Below are 21,088 nucleotides of genomic sequence, written 5' to 3'. Positions count from 1 at the left end.
AAATATAATTTATATTTTATGAGTCGAGCTCTTCTTTAAGTATCTTTAGCAGATTTTCTTTTGCAGTTTCTATATCTACACCTTTTTGCATAACTCCAGCAGCTTTTATATGCCCGCCACCGCCATATACTTCTGCAACTTTTCGAACATCCACATCATTTTTAGATCTTAAGCTTCCTTTAACTCCATCTTCAACTTCTTTCAAAAGCATAGAAACTTCTACACCTTTAATTCCAAGGCCAACTGAAATTATATCTGAAGTATCAGTATTTTTTAAGTTAAATTCCTCTAACATTCCCTTCGGTATCTCAAGGACTGCTACTTTATTTTCTAGAGCAAGCTCAATATTAGATAACACACATCCCATTAATTTTACTTTCTCAAATGGTTTATTATCAAAAAGATTACTATGGACTTTACTGTTGTTTACTCCAAGTTCTATAAGTTCTGATACTATTTTATGAGTTCTCTTAGTAACATTGGAATGCCTAAAAGAACCTGTATCTGTTACAATCCCTGTATAAACTGCGTTCCCTATATTTATTTCAACATCAGTTTTATTATTAAAATCAATTCCTAACTCTTTTGCTAGTAAATATGATATTTCACATGTAGCCGCTGCACTTACATCAACATAATTTATAAATCCATATTCTTCATTTGAAATATGATGATCAATATTAATAATCTTACCTTTGTAATTACTTAGATCTGCAGAAATTCTTTCAACATTACCACAATCCAATATCATTACAAGATCAGTGCCCTCTTTAGGCTCTAAAGTATTACCATCAATTTCGTTGGCAAAAGAAAGGAAAGAGAGGTTATCAGAAATAACATCTCTTGATATAATATATGAATCCTTTCCTAAATGTCTTAATGCATTTAGTAATGCTAAAGTGCTGCCTATAGCATCTCCATCTGGAGATGTATGGAATGATAATCCAATTCTTTTTGATTTTAAAATTTCTTCTTTTATTTCTTTAAGACTACTCATTGCCCTTACTTATCCTTTGAATTAATTCATCCATATGCATACCGTAATTTATAGAGTCATCTAATTCAATAATTATTTCTGGTGTGTGCCTTAAATTTATTTTTTGGCCTACTGATTTCCTTATAAATCCACTTGCATTTTTTAATGCCTCTAGATTATTTTTCTTTTCCTCATCATCTTTAGAGAATATACTTACATAAACCTTAGCATATCTTAAATCTTTTGTAACTTTAACATCTGTAACTGAAATCATAGCTGTAAGTCTTGGATCTTTAACTTCATTTTGAATTAAATTACTAATTTCTCTTTTAAATTCTTCGTTAATTCTTCCACCTCTATAGTTTGCCATGTTGATCTTCACCTCTTTTAAAGTTCTTTTCTCTTAATTGCCTCCATCATGAAGCATTCAACGATGTCACCTTCTTTAATATCGTTAAACTTTTCAATTGTTAAACCACATTCGTATCCTGCATTAACTTCTTTTGCATCATCTTTAAATCTCTTTAATGATGATAATGCAGATTCAAATATTACTATTCCATCTCTTATAACTCTTGTCTCTGCATTTCTTTGAAGTTTACCCTTTAGCACATAACAACCAGCAATTGTTCCTACATTTGAAATTTTATAAGTTTCTCTTACTTCTGCTGTTCCTAATATAACTTCCTTATAATCTGGTTCAAGCATTCCTATCATTGCTGACTTAACATCATCAATTGCATCATATATAATTCTATAAGATTTAATATCTACTCCATCTCTATCAGCTTGAGCAGCCGCATTGTTGTCAGGTCTTACATTAAATCCTATAACTATTGCATTAGATGCTGTCGCAAGAGTTATATCTGTTTCAGTTATAGCTCCAACACCACCATGAATAACTCTTACCTTTACATCATCAGTAGAAAGTTTTTCTAAAGATTGCTTTATAGCTTCAACAGAACCTTGAACATCTGCTTTTACGATTATAGCAAGCTCTTTAACCTTACCTTCTTTAATTTGATTATATAAATCTTCTAATGATACTCTATGGTTAGCAAGTAAAGTTTCTGCTTTTAATTTGTCTTTTCTGCTTTCAGCCATATTTCTAGCAGTTTTTTCATCTTTTACTTGATTAAATCTATCTCCAGCTTCTGGAACTTCAGAAAGTCCTAGAACCTCCACTGGTATAGATGGTCCAGCAGATTTTATTTTTTTACCAGTATCATCAAACATAGCCCTTATTCTACCATATGTAGATCCGACTAATATAGAATCTCCTACTCTTAAAGTTCCATTTTGAACTAAAAGACTAGCAACTGCTCCTCTACCTTTATCTAATTTAGCTTCTATAACAGTTCCAACTGCTCTTCTATCTTTGTTTGCTTTAAGTTCAAGCATTTCTGCAGTAAGTAGAACCATCTCTAATAACTTATCAATATTAAGGTTTTGTTTCGCAGATACTTCTTCACATATAGTATCTCCGCCCCAGTCTTCTGCAAGCAATCCTTGTTCAGCTAATTCTTGCTTAACTCTATCTACATTTGCTCCTGGTTTATCTATTTTATTTATTGCAACAACAATAGGAACTCCTGCTGCTTTACAGTGATTGATAGCTTCCTTAGTTTGTGGCATGATTCCATCATCTGCAGCAACAACTAATATAACAACATCTGTAATTTGTGCACCTCTAGCTCTCATAGCTGTAAACGCTTCATGACCTGGAGTATCTAAGAATGTTATTTCTTCTCCGTTCAATTTAATAGTATAAGCACCTATATGCTGAGTTATACCACCTGCTTCTGTATCAGTAACTTTTGCTTTTCTTATACAATCAAGTAAAGATGTTTTACCATGGTCAACATGACCCATAACAGTTACAATTGGTGGTCTCTTTTGAAGATTTTCTTCATCATCTTCTTCTATTTTTAATACTTCTAACTCTTGAATTTCTTCTTTTCTTTCAACTAAAACTCCATATTCAGCACAAACCTTTTCTGCAGTTTCAAAATCTATTTCCGCATTTATTGCTGCCATAACTCCGGCAAAAATTAACGTTCTTATTACATCATTTGAAGGTTGTTGCAATTTTTCTGCCAATTCCTTAACAGTTATGCTTCCACCAATTTCAATTACTTTACCTTCAGCCTCTGCTTCAGCAGCTATTCTTGCTTCTTCTTGTTCTTCTTTTTTAGTCTTTTTCTTTTTCTTTATACCTTTGTTAAGTTGTTCTGCTAATTCATCTTCATATACGTCAACTATGCTTTTTGAATTCTCAGCATTATCAGCCGATGCTACTAAATCGCTTGGTGATTTTCCTGCTAATAATTCTTTTATTAATTCAGCATCTTCGTCTTCAATTGTACTCATATGATTTTTTACTTCTATATTAAATTCTTCCTTTAATATAGTTATTAATTCCTTTGACTCTATGTTTAATTCTTTTGCTAATTCATGTACTCTTATTTTTGACATGCAGTCACCCCCGTATTATTATCTACTCATATATTTTTTTCCTCCTCATATAACGCTAACAGTCTTTTTGCTATATCGTTATCTAGAATTCCCAGCAACATAATTTCTTTACGTCCAATTGGAGGTCCTAGTTGTTCTTTTGAGAAGTCTTCAATATATGGTATATTTTTTTCATTACAATGCTTTTTAAATTTATCTTTAGATTTATCTGATAAATCATTAGATATGATAAAAAGATAAATTTTAGTATTATTTCTATAGTCATCACACTTGCTATATCCTTCAAGCAAGTTTCCTGACTTCTTTGCCATACTTAGAAAGTTAAAAAACTTATTCATTATTTACTTCATCCTTTAGTTTATTATAAATTTCTTCACTTATAGGAATTTCTAAATTTCTACTAAGTCTTTTTGCTTTAAATGCTTTTTCTAAGCACTCTGTGTTCTTACAAATGTATGCACCTCTTCCTGATTTTTTACCAGTCAGATCAACACACACCTCGCCTTCTGGAGTTTTAACTACTCTTATTAATTCTTTTTTTGGTTTCATTTCCATGCAACCAGTGCACATTCTTAAAGGAATTTTCTTAACCTTCATGAAAAGCACCCCTCTATTCTTGTATTTCTTCCATTGAAGTTTCTTCATCTATTGAATCATCAACTTCAATATCATCAAAAATTTCTAATTCATTTAAATCTGTAGTTTGTTCATTTTCAATTTCTACTTCAGTATTTAGAATTCTTTCATCTTCTTCATCTTGCGCTTCTTTTTGAGATTTACTCTTTATATCTATCTTCCAATTTGTAAGTTTAGCCGCAAGTCTTACATTTTGGCCTTCTTTACCTATTGCAAGCGATAACTGATTATCATCAACAACAACCTTTGCAGATTTATTATTTTCATCAACCGCTACACTTAGCACCTTTGCAGGACTTAAAGAATTAGCTATAAATTCTTCTGGATTTTTGCTCCATTTTATTATATCTATTTTTTCATTCTTAAGTTCATTAACTATACTTTGTACTCTTACTCCTTTTGGTCCTACACAAGCGCCCATTGGATCTACTTCTTCATCGTTAGAGTATACAGCTATTTTACTTCTTGAACCTGCTTCTCTTGAAATACTTTTAATTTCAACTACGCCTTCAAATATTTCTGGAACTTCAAGTTCAAATAGTCTTTTAACTAATCCAGGATGTGTTCTTGATACATGTATTTGAGGTCCTTTATTACCATTTTTAACTTCAACTATATATAGTTTTAACTTTTCGTTGAATTTATATTCCTCATTTGGAATTTGTTCATTAGGTCCTATTATACCTTCCAATTTTCCCAAATTTACAAAAACAATACCTTTATCTTTTCTTAATATAGTTCCTGTAATTATATCAAATTCTTTTTCTTTGTATTCATCATATATTATAGTTCTTTCAGCTTCCTTAATTCTTTGAGTAACAACCTGCTTAGCAAGTTGTGCTGCAACTCTTCCGAAATTTTTAGGAGTTACTTCTAAACTTATAATATCATCAACTTCACTTTTAGGATTTAATTCTTTAGCTTCTTCTAATGAAATTTCTGTTACATCATCATATACCTCATCAACTACTGTCTTTTGAGCATATACATGTATTTCTCCTGTTTCTCTATCGATATTAACTTTCACGTTTTGTGCATTTGTATTGGCATTTGCATAATTTTTCTTATATGCTGCAACCATCGCGTCTTGAATAGTTGTAAAAAGTAAATCTTCACAAATCCCCTTTTCCTTAACTAATTCTTTAAGAGCACCTACAAACTCTTCATTCATTTTTATACCCTCCTCGTTATATTTCCCCTTCTAAATTTGCTGCCTTAATTTTATCTCTTGGTATTTGAATTTCTGTCTCGCCTTCTACTAATATAGAATCTTCTGAGACATCTCTTAATAATCCTTTTACACTTTTCACTCCATTTAGTGAACTAGTAAGCCTAATTAGCACTTCGCTTCCTATGTACTTTTTAAAATGCTCTTCTTTATATAATCCCCTATTAAGACCTGGCGAAGAAACTTCTAAATAATATGCTTCTTTAATTGGGTCTTCCACATCTAGAATCTCACTAACTCTTCTTGAAACCGCTTCACAATCATTTAATGATACTCTGCCTTCTTTATCTATATATATTCTTAAGTAAAACTCACCGTTTTCCTTAACATATTCTACATAATATAATTCACATGACAATTCTGAAACAATAGGTCTTACTAATTCTTCAATTCTTTCAATCAATACATCTTTTTTCATCTTTCTAACCCTCACTTTCATCTTTTAAAAACACATGTCTTATATCTATCTTATGCATTTTTAAAATTTGTAATCAAAAACGCAACTATCTTAAGTTAGTTGCGTTACAAACAGAAAGAGCGGGTAACTTCCCACTCCTTTTTTCTAGCTATTAGAAATAAATCTTCTTATATAATATCATAAACAAATTAACTTTACAAGGGATATTCCCAAATTTTAAATATCTGCTCAATATTTTAATGCATAGTTCATAATTCACAATTTTAAAATACATTTTATAGACATATACATTATTATATATACTTAGCTCCACGATTCTTCAATCTGCGAAAACATCCCTAATTTAATTTCGTGCCTTTTTCATCTGTGAAATGTTCTTATTTGCACTCCGTGCTTTTTTCATCTGCGAGTTGTTCTTAATTGTGCTCCGCACCTTCTTCATATGTGAATTGTTCTTAATTGCACTCCGTGCTTTTTTCATCTGTGCATAATTTTTCTATTTCTTCCATTAGGGCATCAATAAGATCTTCTTCCTTTACTTTCTTTATGATTTCGCCTTTTTTAAAAATTATTCCTTCTCCTTTTCCGCCAGCAATCCCAATATCAGATTCCCTAGCCTCTCCAGGCCCATTTACAACGCATCCCATAACAGCAACTTTAATATCTTTTTTATAATTTTCAAGCCTTTTTTCAACTTCTTCTGCAATTTTTATCAAGTTTATTTGTGTTCTGCCACAAGTAGGACAAGATACGAATTCAACGCCTTTTTTCCTTAATCCCAATGCTTTTAAAATTTCAATTCCAACCTTTATTTCTTCAATTGGATCAGTGGTTAATGATACCCTTATAGTATCACCTATTCCTTCTGCAAGAAGCGTCCCTATTCCTATACTTGATTTAATTGTCCCTCTTTGAATAGTTCCAGCTTCTGTCACTCCTAAATGAAGAGGATAATCACATTTTTCTGCTATCAATCTATAACATTCTATCATCATTTGTACACTAGATGATTTTATAGATATCACAATATCGTGAAAGTCTAAATCCTCTAAAATTTTAACATGTCTTAAAGCGCTTTCAACCAAACCCTCTGCCGTTGGCATGCCATACTTTTCTAGAATATCTTTTTCTAGAGATCCAGAGTTAACACCAATTCTTATTGGTATCTTTTTCTCACTACAAGCTTCTTTAAGTATTTTTATTCTATCTACACTTCCTATATTACCAGGATTTATTCTAAGAGCTGAAACACCATTTTCTATTGCTTTTAGCGCTAATTTATAATCAAAATGTATATCTGCAACTACTGGTATTGGAGATCTTTTTGTAATTTCCCCTAGACTTTCTGCATCTTCCATATCCAAAACTGCGCATCTTATGATATCGCATCCAGCGCTATATAGCTTTTCTATTTGATTCAAAGTATTTTCCACATCTTTAGTACGAGTATTTGTCATTGATTGTACTGTGACAGGTGAGTCCCCTCCAACAAATACATTTCCAACTTTGACTTTTCTAGATTTTCTTCTTTCCATACAATGTATCTCCTCTAATTATAATTAATCTAAAATATAAACATTATATATATATATATATATATATATATTGCAAAAATAATTCTTCAACATAATTCTAAAAATATTGCAAGAATTCTAGCCGTAATTGTGAATTGTGCATTGTGAATTGAAGCATATATATTTTTGCATATTTCTCTTTTATCAAAATATTTCTAATACTATTTTTTTAATATTTGTCTTATAATTCTTATAAATTGTACATTATTAAAATTATGTATAGTAAGTTTAATACTTTAAACTTAGGAAACTTGCATTCATATAAGAATCACTTCAAATCTGAATGCAAGTTTTTTATAGTTATAAAATCATTTTTTATTCTTAGAACTTTACAGGGAACAATATATCTTTTATTGTTACTAATATCATCAAACCTATAAGTGCAGCAAATCCTATATAATTTAAAACTCCAACTATTTTATCCGGAACCTTTCTTCTAGTTATTAACTCTATAAGTAATATCACACACCAGCCTCCATCTAAAGCTGGGAAAGGTAAAAGATTAAAAACAGCTAAATTAACACTTAAAAAAGCAGTAAAGTAAAGTAGCGGCCAAATTCCAGCTTTAGCAGTTTCTGCCGAAATCTTAACTATTGTAAGTGGACCACCTACATCAGTTTTTAGATTAGCCTTACCTGTGAATATCATCTCTAAACCTTTAAAAGTTTGAGAAACTAACGAAGCTGTCTGATTAAAGCTCTGCTTAAAACTCTCTGAATATCCTGGATTTTGAATTCTTTCAAAATTAAGCCCTATTAATAATTGTCCTTGTTCATTCTTCATTGGTGTTACCGTAACGTCCTTCTTTTCTCCATTTCTTTCAATAGAAATATCTACTGGATTTCCATTTGCTAATACTATTCCAGCCGAAATATTATCGTATGAGAAAGCTCTCATTCCATTTACTTTCACGATTTTATCTCCTGGTAAAATCCCAGCTTCTGAGGCTGGTGAATCTGGAGTAACTCCAGTCGGAATCTTATTTGTGTACCCAAACGCATGTATAAAGAAAGTAAAAATAACTATCGCTAATACATAATTCATAAATACACCAGCAATTATTATGCTTATTCTTCTTAATGGAGATTTTGCTGAAAAACTTCTTTCGTCTTCAACACTTTCTTCCTCTCCCATCATTTTTACATATCCACCTATTGGAAATAACCTCAAAGAATATTGTGTTTCTTTTCCTTGGTTAGAAAAGATTTTCGGTCCCATTCCAATTGAAAATTCTTCTACTCTTACCCCATTAAGTTTAGCTAATGTAAAATGTCCAAGCTCGTGAACTATTATCAAGACTCCAAATGCTAATATAGCCAAAATTATATACATATTAAATTTTTCCCTCCTTAAAGTACCGCATTTTTTATTACATATTCCTTAACTTCTTTATCTAACTCAATAATGTTTTCTAGGGTTAATTCTTTATTTGCCTGAGTTTTAAATACTTCCATGCATCTTTCTATTATGTCAGCTATTTGTAAAAATTTTATCTTTCTATCTAAAAACAACTCTACCGCTGCTTCATTTGCTCCATTTAAAATAGTTGGCATAAGTCTACCTGCTTTTCCAGCTTTAAACGCTAAATTTAAAGCCTTAAAAGTATCTATATCAGGTTTTTCAAATGTTAATTGAGATATTTCATAAAAATCTATTGTATCTGCAATACGCTTTTCCCTATTTTCGTAAAGTAGAGCATATTGTATTGGTAATCTCATATCCTGTGCTCCAAGTTGTGCAACTATACTTCCATCATTATATTCTACCATCGAATGCACAATACTTTGTGGATGAACTACGACCTGTATATTATCATAATCACAGTTAAAAAGCCAATGTGCTTCTATCACTTCAAGTCCTTTATTCATAAGTGTCGCAGAATCTATGGAAATTTTTCTCCCCATATTCCATTTTGGATGTTTCAGTGCATCTTCCACCTTTATATCTTCAAGACTTTCTAAAGTTCTTCCTCTAAAAGGTCCTCCTGAAGCAGTTAAAATTATTTTTCTCAAAGTATTTATATCATTCCCCCTTAAGCATTGAAATATAGCACTGTGTTCCGAATCGACTGGAAATATTTTTACATTGTTCTCTTTGGCAGCTTTCATCACAATTTCGCCTGCTACAACCAAAGTTTCCTTATTGGCAAGAGCAATGTCTTTTTTTGCCTCTATAGCTTTCATAGTTGGCTCTAATCCTATCATTCCAACTACAGAAGTTACTACCATATCAATTTCATTTAAAGATGCTATCTTATCAAGTCCTTCTATCCCTTCCAATACTTTAATCTTTTTATTATGCTCTTCACAATACTTTTTTATTTCGTGAGCACTTACAGCATCCATCATACCTACATAAGAAGGTTTGAACTCTTCAATTATCTCAATAACTTTTTTTACAGATGTGTTCGCCGTTACTCCTATAAGCTTTAGTTCTCCATTTGATTTTCTTATTACATCTAAGGTCTGAGATCCTATCGAACCTGTAGCCCCTAGTATAGAAATGTTTTTCATTCTTTTTCCTCCTAAAAGCAAATCTTAATCAGTACTGCTCAAGGTTTAATTCGAAGATTAAAAGTCTCTTAATTAACTTTAAATAAATTATTTAAATCAAACTAAAATTCCTTATTCTTCATAATCACTCAGTACTATAAATTATTTCTTTTGCTAGAATGCTATACATTGGGCCAATTAATATACCTAAAACACCAAATATTTTTACTCCTATGTATATAGATAACAATATAACAAGAGGATGCATATCTAATTTGTCGCCTAAAAATTTAGCCTCTAGTATTTCCCTAATAACTTGCACTAGTATATATAGACATATAAGACCAAATGCAGTAAGGAAATTCTTCATTATAATATTGTATATTATAATCGGAATAAATACAATTATAGTTCCAACATATGGCAAAATATCCAATATTCCACACACTATACCAAGGGCAAAAAAATTCGATACTCCAAGTATACAAAATCCCATTATTATCTCCATAGTTGAAATTATAACTAAGATTCCTTCTATCCCAATCATTTGAGTAAAATTTTCTTTTTGATCTCTAAATTTCATCATCATTTCCTTTGGAAGCAACATAGAAATTAGTTCTAAAATTTTTGACTTATCAATCAATATAAAGAAAGCACATATGTTTCCTATAAAGTAAGCTAAAACACTATCTCCAGTATTTACTGCTCCCTTCCTTATATTCTGATCATTAATTATGGATATTACGCTCTTTCCAATTTCCAAATTATTAAAATTTACATTTAGCGCAACTGAAATATCTTGAATAAATTTCTCTATCCATTCTAAATTTGTTAAGTATAATTTTTTTATTATATAAAAAATTTCACTTCCCAAATATATTGTCACAAGTATTATAATAATATTGACAGTAACAATACTTAAAGCCCCCGCAATTTTACTTGGCATTTTAGCCTTAATCATGATTTTGTATATAGGAGCGCATACTATAATTATTATAATCATGGATAAAAACGGCTTAAAATAGTATTTTATAAAAAAGGTTCCTATTAATACAAATACGAAAGACAATAAAAGTGAGAAAAGTTTCTTATAAGTTTTAAAAATATTCTTCACCTCACTAACTTAATAATTATTAATATTTGTATATTATATGCCAATCATCTCTTGTTAAAAACTTCATAACTTAACTTATATAAAAAAAAATTAAGCCTTATATAAGTTATACTATATAACGCTTAATTTCTCTCTAATTTTTAAATTCTTATTATAAAAGTTAAGTAATAAAACACTGCTGCTGCTGCAAAAATTATACTATCAAATCTATCTAGAACTCCTCCATGACCAGGAATTAGATTACTATAATCTTTTACTCCTACATATCTTTTTATTGATGATGCAACCAAATCTCCCAATTGTCCAAATAATCCGCATAAAATACCGATAATGAAATAATTATATATCGGCATAATATTAACATATCTTTGCACTACTATTCCAAATATACCTGTAAAAACAGTTGCTCCTACAAGTCCTCCTATTGAACCTTCTATGGTTTTCTTAGGTGACACTTTAGGCGAAAGCTTGTGCTTTCCAAAGAGCTTTCCGCTATAAAAAGCGGCTGTATCTGAAAGCCATGACCCTATAAATATAATCCAAACTAAAAATTCACCATGTGCTTTCACATTAACAAGATACACAAAACTAAATAAAATTCCACAATATATAAATCCAAGCAATGTTAGTGATGTGTCAATAAAAGTATATTTCAAATTTATAACCGGAAATATCAATAATATGAACGTTGCAGCAACAACAACATACATCATATTTTCGAAATTGTTATTCAAAAGATAATATATTATCAACAGGATATATCCCGCACTTCTCATTGGTTTTAAATCATTCTCTTTTAACGCATTGTAAAATTCCCATAAAGCCATTGCTGACAATGCGAATATAAAGCATTTAAGATAAATTCCTCCAAGAAATACAAATACTATAAATGGAGCAATCATAGCAGCACCCAAATATCTATTATTAGACTTCAAAATCTAACCACTCCTCTATTTAACTTTTCCAAAGCGCCTATCTCTATTTTGATAATCCGCTATAGCTTTTCTTAAATCTTTTTCTTTAAAATCAGGCCAATTAATATCAGAATACCAAAATTCTGAGTAAGCACATTGCCATAATAAAAAGTTACTAAGCCTTTGTTCCCCTGATGGTCTAATAATTAAATCCGGGTCAGGTATCCCTTTTGTATATAAATACTTCTCTACTAAAGCTTCATTAATATCTTCTTCGTTTAATTTGCCATTCTTTATATCTGAATTAATAAGTTTTATAGCTCTGACAATTTCATTTCTACCACCATAATTTAGTGCAAAATTCAAATTTATTTTTGTATTATTTCGAGTGGTTTCTAAAGCTTCTTCTAATGCATTCTGGCATTCCTTGGGTAATTTCGAAGTATCTCCTAAAACATTCATTCTAACTCCATTCTCATGGCATTCTTTTAGTTCCCTTTTTAGATAAGTTACTAAAAGCTTCATTAGTGTTCCTACTTCATCTTTAGGTCTAGCCCAATTTTCAGTTGAAAAAGCATATAAAGTCAGATTTTTTATTCCAAGCCTTGTTGCTTCCTTTAAAATCCTTCTAATAGTCTCTACTCCTGCTCTATGTCCCATACTTCTAGGTAAATTCTGTTCTTTTGCCCATCGTCCATTTCCATCCATTATTATAGCTATATGATTTGGTATGTTATTCATATCCAAGTCAAAATCTTGATTAAATTCCTTTTTTGATTTAAATATATTTAACATCTTTCTCCCCCTAGTTTATTAGAAAAACTTGACCTACCCGCATATATTCTTTATATACATTATTAATACTAAACCTTTTTCATATGAAGTCAACAATAAAGTCTTTACTAATTATCCTCATTTAAACAAAATGTAATAATATGTATTACTTTTCAACAATTTCACAAATATTTTATTCATACAGATATTGAATCTATATTTCACTTGCCCTGAGAAAAAGTTTACTTTACAACTTATCTTTTATTCAAAAACAAGTTAACTCTTGTAGGAGTTAACTAAATTAACCAATCTAAATAATATATTTAGATTTTTACTCTTCAGCTTGTTCAAAGAATAAATTATTCATATACTAAATTCTGAATTCTAAAATCTGCTTAAGGAAAAAACCTGCTTTTCTAGCAGGCTTTAAAATTTAAACCGATAAGACTTCTTTTTCTTTTGCAGCAATTATAGAATCTATTTCCTTTACAACTGCATCAGTCTTCTTTTGAACCTCATCTTCAGCTTTCTTTACTTGATCTTCTGATAAATCCTCATCCTTTTTCAAGGCTTTTATTTTATCATTAGCAGTTTTTCTTATTGATCTTATAGCTACTTTAGCTTCTTCTCCTGTTTTCTTAACATTTTTAACAAGAGTTTTTCTAGTTTCTTCTGTTAATTCTGGTATTACTAGTCTGATGATTGAACCATCACTTGAAGGATTTAATCCTAAATCTGATTTCAATATAGCTTTTTCTATCTCTTTCAATAGAGGCTTTTCCCACGGTGTTATCATAAGTACTCTTGGCTCTGGAGCTGAAACATTAGCTACTTGGCTAAGTGGGCACATGCTTCCATAATATTCAACATGAATTCTATCAAGCATCGTAGGGTTCGCTCTTCCTGCTTTCATTGTTGATAAATCTGATTTTAATACAGATATTGTTTTTTTCATTTTTTCTTCTGCATTTTGAATAATATCCTTAATCATGATTTTTCCTCCTATTTCTTTTTAAAGACATAAAAGAAATAATAGACCAAAGATGCAACGTATATTTCGCGTCACACAAGGAAATAAATTCTGCTCATAGCAGGGCTATTAGTAGAGTTTACTGATGAGCAGATAACCCAAATCTATGATTTGGTGTGAATCGCTTACTCAGCGAGCGCATGCGAGTCGAGCTTCCAACGACACAAAATAAACAAGCATACTGGCCTATTATTTTCTTGGTTGTGTTGCAACTAATGTACCTATATTTTCTCCATACATAGCTCTTCTAATATTTCCCGGCTCATCTAACCCAAATACAAGGATAGGAATTTCATTGTCCATACACAATGAAGTTGCTGTAGAGTCCATTACTTGTAATCCTTGTTCTAATACTTCTATATATGATAGTGTATCATATTTTTTTGCATCTGAATACTTATGAGGGTCTTTATCATAAACTCCATCAACCTTTTTAGCTAAAAGAATTACATCCGCTTCAATTTCAGCAGCTCTAAGCGCTGCAGTAGTATCTGTTGAAAAATATGGATTTCCTGTACCAGCAGCAAATATAACAACTCTTCCTTTTTCTAAGTGTCTCATTGCTCTTCTTCTTATGAATGGTTCTGCAATTTCCTTCATTTCTATAGCAGTTTGTACTCTTGTTTTAACTCCAACTTGTTCTAAAGAATCTTGTAGCGCTAATGCATTTATACAAGTTGCCATCATTCCCATGTAATCTGCAGTAGTTCTGTCCATGCCTTCTCCACTTCTACCTCTCCAAATGTTTCCGCCACCAACTACTGTTCCTACTTCAACGCCCATATCAATTAATTCTTTAATTTCAAGCGCAATTCTTTTTGCTACACTAAAATCAAGCCCAAATCCATTAACTCCTGCTAACGCTTCTCCTGAAAGCTTTAAAATTACTCTCTTGTATTTACAATCTGCCATTTATAATTACCTCCTGAATATTTTAGGGATCAATAAAACCTTTTTAATAAGTATATGTACTTTATTTCTTAAAAAAAGAGAACACAAAGTGTTCTCTTTAGGTTCCAACTATTTACCGATTTGTCTTGCAACTTCTTCAGCAAAGTCTACCTTTTCAACTTCGATTCCTTCTCCTCTTTCGTATCTTACGAATCTAGTTATCTTAACTGGAGAACCAACCTCTTTAGATTTCTCTTCTAAGAATTTATTGATTGTCTTATCAGAATCTTTTACCCATGGTTGTTCTAAAAGACAAACTTCTTTAAAGTACTTTTGAATTCTTCCCATTACCATTTTTTCAACGATATTTTCTGGTTTTCCTTCATTTAAAGCTTGAACTCTATAGATTTCTTTTTCTTTTTCCATAGATGTTGCATCAACATCATCTTTACCTAAGAATAATGGGTTTGCTGCTGCAATTTGCATACAAACTTCTTTTGCAACTTCATCTAAAACTTCTGAAGCCTTATCACAAGAAACTTCTACTAAAACTCCAATTCTTCCACCACCATGAATATAGCTACTAACTATTCCATTATCAATAGCGAATTTAGTAAATCTTCTTACTGACATGTTTTCACCAAGTTTTGCTATTAAAGCTTTTAAACTTTCTGCTACTGTTGCTTCTCCATCAAACTTTTCTTCAAGAAGTTCTTCTACTGTTTTAACTGAAGTTTCAGCTACCATTTTAGCTAACTTATCAGCAAAACCAACAAATTCTTCGTTTAATGCAACAAAGTCTGTTTCACAGTTGAATTCAAGAACTGTTCCTGTTTTCTTATCATCTGAAATATATGTCTTAACTATACCTTCAGCAGCAACTCTACCTGACTTCTTAGCTGCATCTGCAAGTCCTTTTTCTCTTAAGAATTCAACAGCCTTTTCAATACTTCCTTCTGTTTCAACTAGAGCTTTCTTACAATCCATCATTTTAGCTCCAGTCATTTCTCTTAGTTCTTTAACTAATTGTGCGCTTATATTTGCCATAAATTTAATTCCTCCTCTATATCGAAAGTAATCCTTAACACCTAATAAAAGGGCAGTTGGAGTGAACTCACTTACCCTTTTAAAGTTTATATAAACTACTCAGCTAATTGTTCGCCTTGTCTTCCTTCCATAATAGCATCAGCCATTTTAGCAGTTATTAATTTAACAGCTCTAATAGCATCGTCATTACCTGGGATTACGTAGTCAACTTCTTCTGGATCACAGTTAGTATCTACAATAGCAACAACTGGTATTCCTAAAATCTTAGCTTCTAAGATAGCATTTTTTTCTTTTCTTGGATCAACTATAAACATTGCTCCAACGTTTGATGCATCTAAGTTTCTGATACCACCAAGATTCTTTTCAAGTTTTTCCATTTCGCCTTTAAGCTTTATAACTTCTTTCTTAGGAAGAACGTCAAAAGTTCCATCTTCTTGCATTTTTTCAATTTGTTCTAATTTTCTTATTCTACCTCTGATAGTTGAGAAGTTTGTTAACATTCCACCTAACCATCTATTATTTACGAAATGCATGTTACTTCTGATAGCTTCTTCTTGTATTGCTTCTTGAGCTTGTTTCTTAGTTCCAACGAAAAGTATATCTTTTCCTTCTTCAGCTACTTGCTTAACGAAGTTATAAGCTTCTTCAGCTTTCTTAACTGTTTTTTGAAGGTCTATTATATAGATCCCGTTTCTTTCTGTGAAGATATATGGAGCCATTTTAGGATTCCATCTTCTTGTTTGGTGACCGAAGTGTACACCTGCTTCTAATAATTGTTTCATTGATATTACTGACATTTTGTTACCTCCTTGGTTTTTACCTCCACTATCTTCATCTTATAAATTTCCCTTAAAATAAGGGCACCAAATCTATAAATTGGATAGTGTGTGTATTTCTTACCTTAAGTAGTATATCATAAGGTATTTATGGTATCAACAAAAATTTTTCAATTTAACTTGCATAAATAAAAATATGCACATTATTTGTATTTAATAAAATTTTATTAATCATCTTAAAGTCTTCTCAAAATAGTTAAATCTTATACACAAATGGAATAAACTATATATTATTATTTGTATTATTGTGCTTCAAAATTTATTTTTTACTTTTCTTTAGAAGAAAATCTCTGAAGCTGTTAAGCAAGAGTTTTTTTACGCTTCTACCTTTTCGAACACATCTAAGAGAAATATAGTTGGAGAATACGATTTATTTTTCATTCTTTTAGATACTCCCTTAGTTAATTACCCGTCCCAAAAATTGTTCACAGATTTTACCGAATTATAAATTCCAAAAGAATAAAAAAATAGCTATAGACCATTACTTGTCTATAGCTATCTATTATTTAATCTTTTTTAACTCATCTATTAGCTTTTCATTTAATATTCTAATATAAGTACCTTTCATTCCAAGTGATCTTGATTCAATAACTCCTGCGCTTTCAAATTTTCTAAGTGCATTTACTATAACGCTTCTAGTTATACCAACTTTATCCGCTATCTTTGAAGCCACTAAAAGTCCTTCATTTCCATTTAACTCATCAAAAATATGTTCAACTGCTTCCAATTCTGAGTACGAAAGAGTTCCTATAGCTAACTGAACTACTGCTTTTTTTCTAGTATCTTCTGTTATTTCATCCTGCATAGCTCTAAGCATTTCCATACCTACAATCGTTGCACTATATTCTACTATAACTAAGTCCTCATCAGTAAATGGATTACCGAATCTAGCTAAAATTAATGTTCCTAGTCTTTCTCTACTTCCTATAATAGGAACTATTGTTGATAGCTTATCTACCTTCTTGCACTTACCAATCTCTTGAAATACACATCTGCCTTCATTAGGGAGATTAGATAATGTTTCATTAACTTCCAACAATGTCTTATTATAATCTTCTGGAAATTTTTTATCCTCTATTACTTTTTTCTTCATGGCTTCACATTCAAAATCTTTACCAAAAGTATATCCAAGTACTTTCCCTTTTTTGCTTATTATGTACACATTACATTCAAGAACTTCACTTAATAATGTACATATATCTTGAAACGCTACAGGTTCTGTACCAGATTTCTGCAGAATCTTATTTAACATTCTAGTTTTAGTTAATAATGATGACATATTATAATCCTCCTTGGCAGCTGTATAACAATATTATTTAGCAAAAGAATATTATTGTTAGAAAATTCTTAATTTATTGAATTTTTTTACAAGTTGCTACCAAGACTAGTTTATCATATAAAATCTTGCTTTTCAACACTCTTTTTATTAGATTCGACAAAATAATATCACTTATTTACTTATAAAGCTGTTTTCTTCGTATTTATTTCTACTCTTCTTTTGAGTTATCTTTTTTTACTTCTTCTTTATAATTACACTCACTATTTGAGCATTGTATATAGTTTCCTTTTGTTTTCGAATACTTTGCTACCATATAGGAATTACAATTAGGACATTTTTCTTTTACTGGTTCATACCAACTTACAAATTTACATTCAGGGTAACCTAAACATCCAAAGAATTTCTTTCCCTTTTTGCTCTTCTTAGCTACAATTGGTTTTCCACATTCAGGACATGGAACATCTAATTCCTCAACTATAGGTTTAGCATTCTTACACTCCGGATATCCAGGACATGCCAAAAATTCTCCAAACCTTCCTCTTTTAATAACCATCATACGACCGCATTTTTCACATTTTACATCGCTGACCTTATCTTCAATTACTACTTTAGATATTTCTTTTTCAGCCTTTTCAATAGCAACTTTTAGTGGACTAAAAAATTCCTCTACTATTTGAGTCCAATTCTCAGATCCTTCTTCTACATCATCAAGCTTTCTCTCCATATCTGCCGTAAAATCAACATCAACTATTTGCCTAAAATATTCACTTACAATATTATTTACTATTTCACCAAGTTCAGTTGGAATTAGATTCTTCTTTTCACGAATAACATAATTCCTTCCTAGAAGAGTTGAAATTGTTGGAACATAAGTACTAGGTCTGCCTATACCTTTTTCTTCTAATAATTTAACAAAAGATGCTTCAGTATACCTTGGCTGTGGTTGTGTAAAATGTTGTGTTCCATTTAGTGATTCCACTTTTAACTCTTCATTTTCCTTAAGCTCTGGTAATATTACAGAATTCTCATCTTCTTCATTTGAGTATTCATATATTTTCATAAAACCATCAAAAGAGATTACTGAACCAGATGCTTTAAATTTATAGTCTCCATTTTCTATATCTATTGAGTGTGTATTTAATTCGCATGACGCCATTTGACTTGCAACAAATCTATTCCATATTAGAGAATACAATTTATATTGCTCTGGATTTAAATTTTCTTTAGCAATTTCAGGTGTAATCTCTACATAAGTAGGTCTTATCGCTTCATGAGCATCCTGAATATTTTTCTTACCTTTATATACTCTAGGAGCACCTGGAAGATACTCTTTTCCATAAGTACCTTCTATAAATTCTTTTGCGCTTTCTTGAGCCTCTTCTGAAATTCTTACCGAATCAGTTCTCATGTATGTTATCAATCCGACTGTACCATAATTTTTAACTTCAACACCTTCATAAAGAACTTGCGCAATCGACATGGTTCTTTTTGTCATGAAATTTAATTTTCTATTTGCATCCTGTTGAAGAGTACTTGTTGTAAAAGGTGGAAGCGGATTTCTATTTTTCTTACCTTTTTTTATACTTTTTACTACAAAGTTTCCCTTATTAAGCTCTTTTATAATTCCATTTGATGTTTCTTCATTTCCAATCTCAATCTTCTTTCCTTTATATGTTGATAGCCTAACTGGAAATTTCTTTTTTTCTTTTTTAAGTGTACAGTCTATTGACCAATATTCCTTTGGTATAAATTCATTTATTTCCTTTTCTCTGTCACAAATCAATTTTAAAGCAGCTGATTGTACTCTTCCTGCACTAAGTCCCCACTTTACATTTTTCCATAAAATCGGACTTATTTCATAACCAACAAGTCTATCTAATATTCTTCTTGCTTGTTGGGCATCAACTAAATCCAAGTCTATTTTTCTAGCTTGTTTTATAGAGGCTTTTACAGCTGTCTTTGTAACCTCATTAAATACAATTCTGCATGTTTCATCCTCTGAAATTTTTAATATATTGGCTAAATGCCACGAAATCGCTTCACCTTCTCTATCGGGGTCAGTTGCGAGATAAACCTTTTCTGCTTTTTTTGCAGCCTTTCTTAGTTTATCTATTAATTCTCCTTTTCCTCTAATAGTTATATACTTAGGAGTATAGTTATTTTCTATATCAACACCTAATGTACTCTTAGGTAAATCTCTTACGTGTCCCATTGATGCTTCTACAATATAATTCTTACCCAAATATTTGCCGATTGTTTTTGCTTTAGCCGGCGACTCAACAATTACAAGTTTTTGACCCATAGTATAACTCCATAAAATTTATGAAGTATTCACCCCCTACACATTTTTAAATTGTTTTCACATAGTAATTTCCCGGTAGACAAATAATTTCACTTTTTATCTGCATTTCAAATAATAATGCGTATAAAGCTCCTCTATCAACAGACGTATTTTTAAAAATATCATCTATGTGAATTGGTGAATCTGTAATTAACTCTAGTATTTCACTTTTCTCTGGTGTAAAATTCATTGGTTGAATTTCAATATGTTCTAAACTAAGTAAAACTCTTAAATCCTCTATATCAGTACATATACTAGCACCATCTCTAATCAGTTTGTTAGAGCCACTTGCTCCAGCATATAATATAGAGCCTGGAACAGCAATAACTTTTTTCTCCTGCTGCTGCGCAAGTCTAGCTGTTATTAAAGATCCGCTTTTTTCTGAAGCTTCTATAACTATTACGCCATCACTAAGACCACTAATTATTCTATTCCTTTTAGGAAAGTTTTCTCTTAATGGCGCTGTACCAAGTAAAAATTCTGAAATTACTACGCCTTTTTCTGCTATTTTAGAAAACAACATTTTATTTTCAGATGGATAAGTTCTATCTATTCCACATCCTAATACGCATATGTTATATCCATCATTCTCTAAAGCTGTTTTATGTGCAATTGAATCAATTCCTCTTGCACCTCCGCTTATAAGCGTTATATTATTAGTAATAAGCTCCTTTGTCAAGAGTTTTGTTACAGTTAGTCCATAATTTGAGCATTTTCTTGCCCCTACTACACCTATAGATTTATTATTTATAATGTCTATATTTCCAATATAAAAAAGGAAATAAGGGGGATTTAAAATCCCGCTCAATTTCTCTTTATATAAAGGATTAGAGTATGTTATATATCCTATATTTTTTTTATATAATGTTTCTTCTAATTTTAAAACTTCATAGTATAAATCATCTTTTTGAAAATTTTTTAATTTTTTAGATATTGTTTCATTTTCTTTTAATATCTCCTCAAAATTATTATATACATTTTCTGCTGTTTTATATTTATTTATTAATTTTATTTTTTGAAAACTTGTTATATCAATAAGTATTAACCACAATTCATAATTCAT

The 21,088-nt window shown here is 30.8% G+C and carries 20 protein-coding genes; all 20 read right to left on the bottom strand.

The genetic code is table 11. The annotated features are described in order from the left end of the window. Positions 1 to 16 precede the first annotated feature (16 nt). The 20 genes from KEC93_RS06685 to dprA all read right to left on the bottom strand — a co-directional run bounded on the left by KEC93_RS06685 (position 17) and on the right by dprA (position 21,088). Entirely contained in the window at positions 17 to 997 is a 981-nt protein-coding gene (locus tag KEC93_RS06685) for a DHH family phosphoesterase (protein WP_011968541.1), read from the bottom strand. After that, positions 990 to 1,346 carry a 30S ribosome-binding factor RbfA gene (gene rbfA, locus KEC93_RS06680; protein WP_011968540.1) on the bottom strand — a complete coding sequence of 119 codons (357 nt, stop codon included), beginning with the start codon at positions 1,344 to 1,346 and terminating at the stop codon, positions 990 to 992. Before rbfA ends, KEC93_RS06685 begins: the two co-directional genes overlap by 8 nt. Before the next feature lie 17 nt (positions 1,347 to 1,363). Continuing rightward, positions 1,364 to 3,451, bottom strand: coding sequence for a translation initiation factor IF-2 (gene infB, locus KEC93_RS06675; RefSeq protein WP_011968539.1), 2,088 nt, complete (start codon positions 3,449 to 3,451; stop codon positions 1,364 to 1,366). A 26-nt stretch (positions 3,452 to 3,477) separates the two neighbouring features. Continuing rightward, positions 3,478 to 3,789: a 50S ribosomal protein L7ae-like protein gene (locus KEC93_RS06670; protein WP_011968538.1), complete on the bottom strand. Its 312-nt coding sequence runs from the start codon at positions 3,787 to 3,789 to the stop codon at positions 3,478 to 3,480. Beyond that, positions 3,782 to 4,048, bottom strand: coding sequence for an RNase P modulator RnpM (gene rnpM / locus KEC93_RS06665; RefSeq protein ID WP_017210732.1), 267 nt, complete (start codon positions 4,046 to 4,048; stop codon positions 3,782 to 3,784). Before rnpM ends, KEC93_RS06670 begins: the two co-directional genes overlap by 8 nt. A gap of 13 nt (positions 4,049 to 4,061) precedes the next feature. After that, positions 4,062 to 5,258: a transcription termination factor NusA gene (nusA, locus tag KEC93_RS06660; protein WP_011968536.1), complete on the bottom strand. Its 1,197-nt coding sequence runs from the start codon at positions 5,256 to 5,258 to the stop codon at positions 4,062 to 4,064. Between the two features lie 16 nt (positions 5,259 to 5,274). After that, positions 5,275 to 5,733 carry a ribosome maturation factor RimP gene (gene rimP, locus KEC93_RS06655; RefSeq protein ID WP_011968535.1) on the bottom strand — a complete coding sequence of 153 codons (459 nt, stop codon included), beginning with the start codon at positions 5,731 to 5,733 and terminating at the stop codon, positions 5,275 to 5,277. Positions 5,734 to 6,188: 455 nt separating this feature from the next. Then, entirely contained in the window at positions 6,189 to 7,268 is a 1,080-nt protein-coding gene (gene ispG / locus KEC93_RS06650; protein ID WP_065415744.1) for a flavodoxin-dependent (E)-4-hydroxy-3-methylbut-2-enyl-diphosphate synthase, read from the bottom strand. A 360-nt stretch (positions 7,269 to 7,628) separates the two neighbouring features. Further along, positions 7,629 to 8,639, bottom strand: a complete 1,011-nt coding sequence (gene rseP, locus KEC93_RS06645) for an RIP metalloprotease RseP (RefSeq protein WP_011968533.1) — start codon at positions 8,637 to 8,639, stop codon at positions 7,629 to 7,631. A 17-nt stretch (positions 8,640 to 8,656) separates the two neighbouring features. Further along, a complete protein-coding gene (dxr, locus tag KEC93_RS06640) occupies positions 8,657 to 9,820 on the bottom strand; it encodes a 1-deoxy-D-xylulose-5-phosphate reductoisomerase (RefSeq protein ID WP_077868865.1) in 1,164 nt (387 codons plus the stop codon). Positions 9,821 to 9,944: 124 nt separating this feature from the next. Beyond that, on the bottom strand, positions 9,945 to 10,913 hold the full coding sequence (locus KEC93_RS06635) for an AI-2E family transporter (RefSeq protein ID WP_011968531.1): 969 nt from the start codon (positions 10,911 to 10,913) through the stop codon (positions 9,945 to 9,947). 140 nt (positions 10,914 to 11,053) lie between these two features. Beyond that, entirely contained in the window at positions 11,054 to 11,848 is a 795-nt protein-coding gene (locus KEC93_RS06630; protein ID WP_023973317.1) for a phosphatidate cytidylyltransferase, read from the bottom strand. A 15-nt stretch (positions 11,849 to 11,863) separates the two neighbouring features. Beyond that, positions 11,864 to 12,622 (bottom strand): undecaprenyl pyrophosphate synthase, encoded by a 759-nt coding sequence (locus tag KEC93_RS06625; protein ID WP_077868864.1) that lies wholly within the window; start codon positions 12,620 to 12,622, stop codon positions 11,864 to 11,866. Positions 12,623 to 13,034: 412 nt separating this feature from the next. Continuing rightward, positions 13,035 to 13,592: a ribosome recycling factor gene (gene frr / locus KEC93_RS06620; protein ID WP_011968528.1), complete on the bottom strand. Its 558-nt coding sequence runs from the start codon at positions 13,590 to 13,592 to the stop codon at positions 13,035 to 13,037. A 228-nt stretch (positions 13,593 to 13,820) separates the two neighbouring features. Further along, a complete protein-coding gene (gene pyrH / locus KEC93_RS06615) occupies positions 13,821 to 14,543 on the bottom strand; it encodes a UMP kinase (RefSeq protein WP_011968527.1) in 723 nt (240 codons plus the stop codon). Positions 14,544 to 14,651: 108 nt separating this feature from the next. Next, on the bottom strand, positions 14,652 to 15,569 hold the full coding sequence (gene tsf / locus KEC93_RS06610) for a translation elongation factor Ts (RefSeq protein WP_011968526.1): 918 nt from the start codon (positions 15,567 to 15,569) through the stop codon (positions 14,652 to 14,654). A gap of 95 nt (positions 15,570 to 15,664) precedes the next feature. Further along, positions 15,665 to 16,366 (bottom strand): 30S ribosomal protein S2, encoded by a 702-nt coding sequence (gene rpsB / locus KEC93_RS06605; protein ID WP_011968525.1) that lies wholly within the window; start codon positions 16,364 to 16,366, stop codon positions 15,665 to 15,667. 541 nt (positions 16,367 to 16,907) lie between these two features. Then, positions 16,908 to 17,684, bottom strand: coding sequence for a GTP-sensing pleiotropic transcriptional regulator CodY (gene codY / locus KEC93_RS06600; RefSeq protein WP_011968524.1), 777 nt, complete (start codon positions 17,682 to 17,684; stop codon positions 16,908 to 16,910). A gap of 208 nt (positions 17,685 to 17,892) precedes the next feature. Then, positions 17,893 to 19,986: a type I DNA topoisomerase gene (gene topA, locus KEC93_RS06595; RefSeq protein WP_039772254.1), complete on the bottom strand. Its 2,094-nt coding sequence runs from the start codon at positions 19,984 to 19,986 to the stop codon at positions 17,893 to 17,895. A 46-nt stretch (positions 19,987 to 20,032) separates the two neighbouring features. Continuing rightward, positions 20,033 to 21,088 (bottom strand): DNA-processing protein DprA, encoded by a 1,056-nt coding sequence (dprA, locus tag KEC93_RS06590; RefSeq protein ID WP_011968522.1) that lies wholly within the window; start codon positions 21,086 to 21,088, stop codon positions 20,033 to 20,035.

Origin of the sequence: Clostridium beijerinckii (genome assembly GCF_018223745.1) — a bacterium.
In the GTDB taxonomy this organism is placed as follows: domain Bacteria; phylum Bacillota; class Clostridia; order Clostridiales; family Clostridiaceae; genus Clostridium; species Clostridium beijerinckii.
Note: the sequence above shows the minus strand (reverse complement) of the source record. Positions and strands in the feature narration are given on the sequence as shown.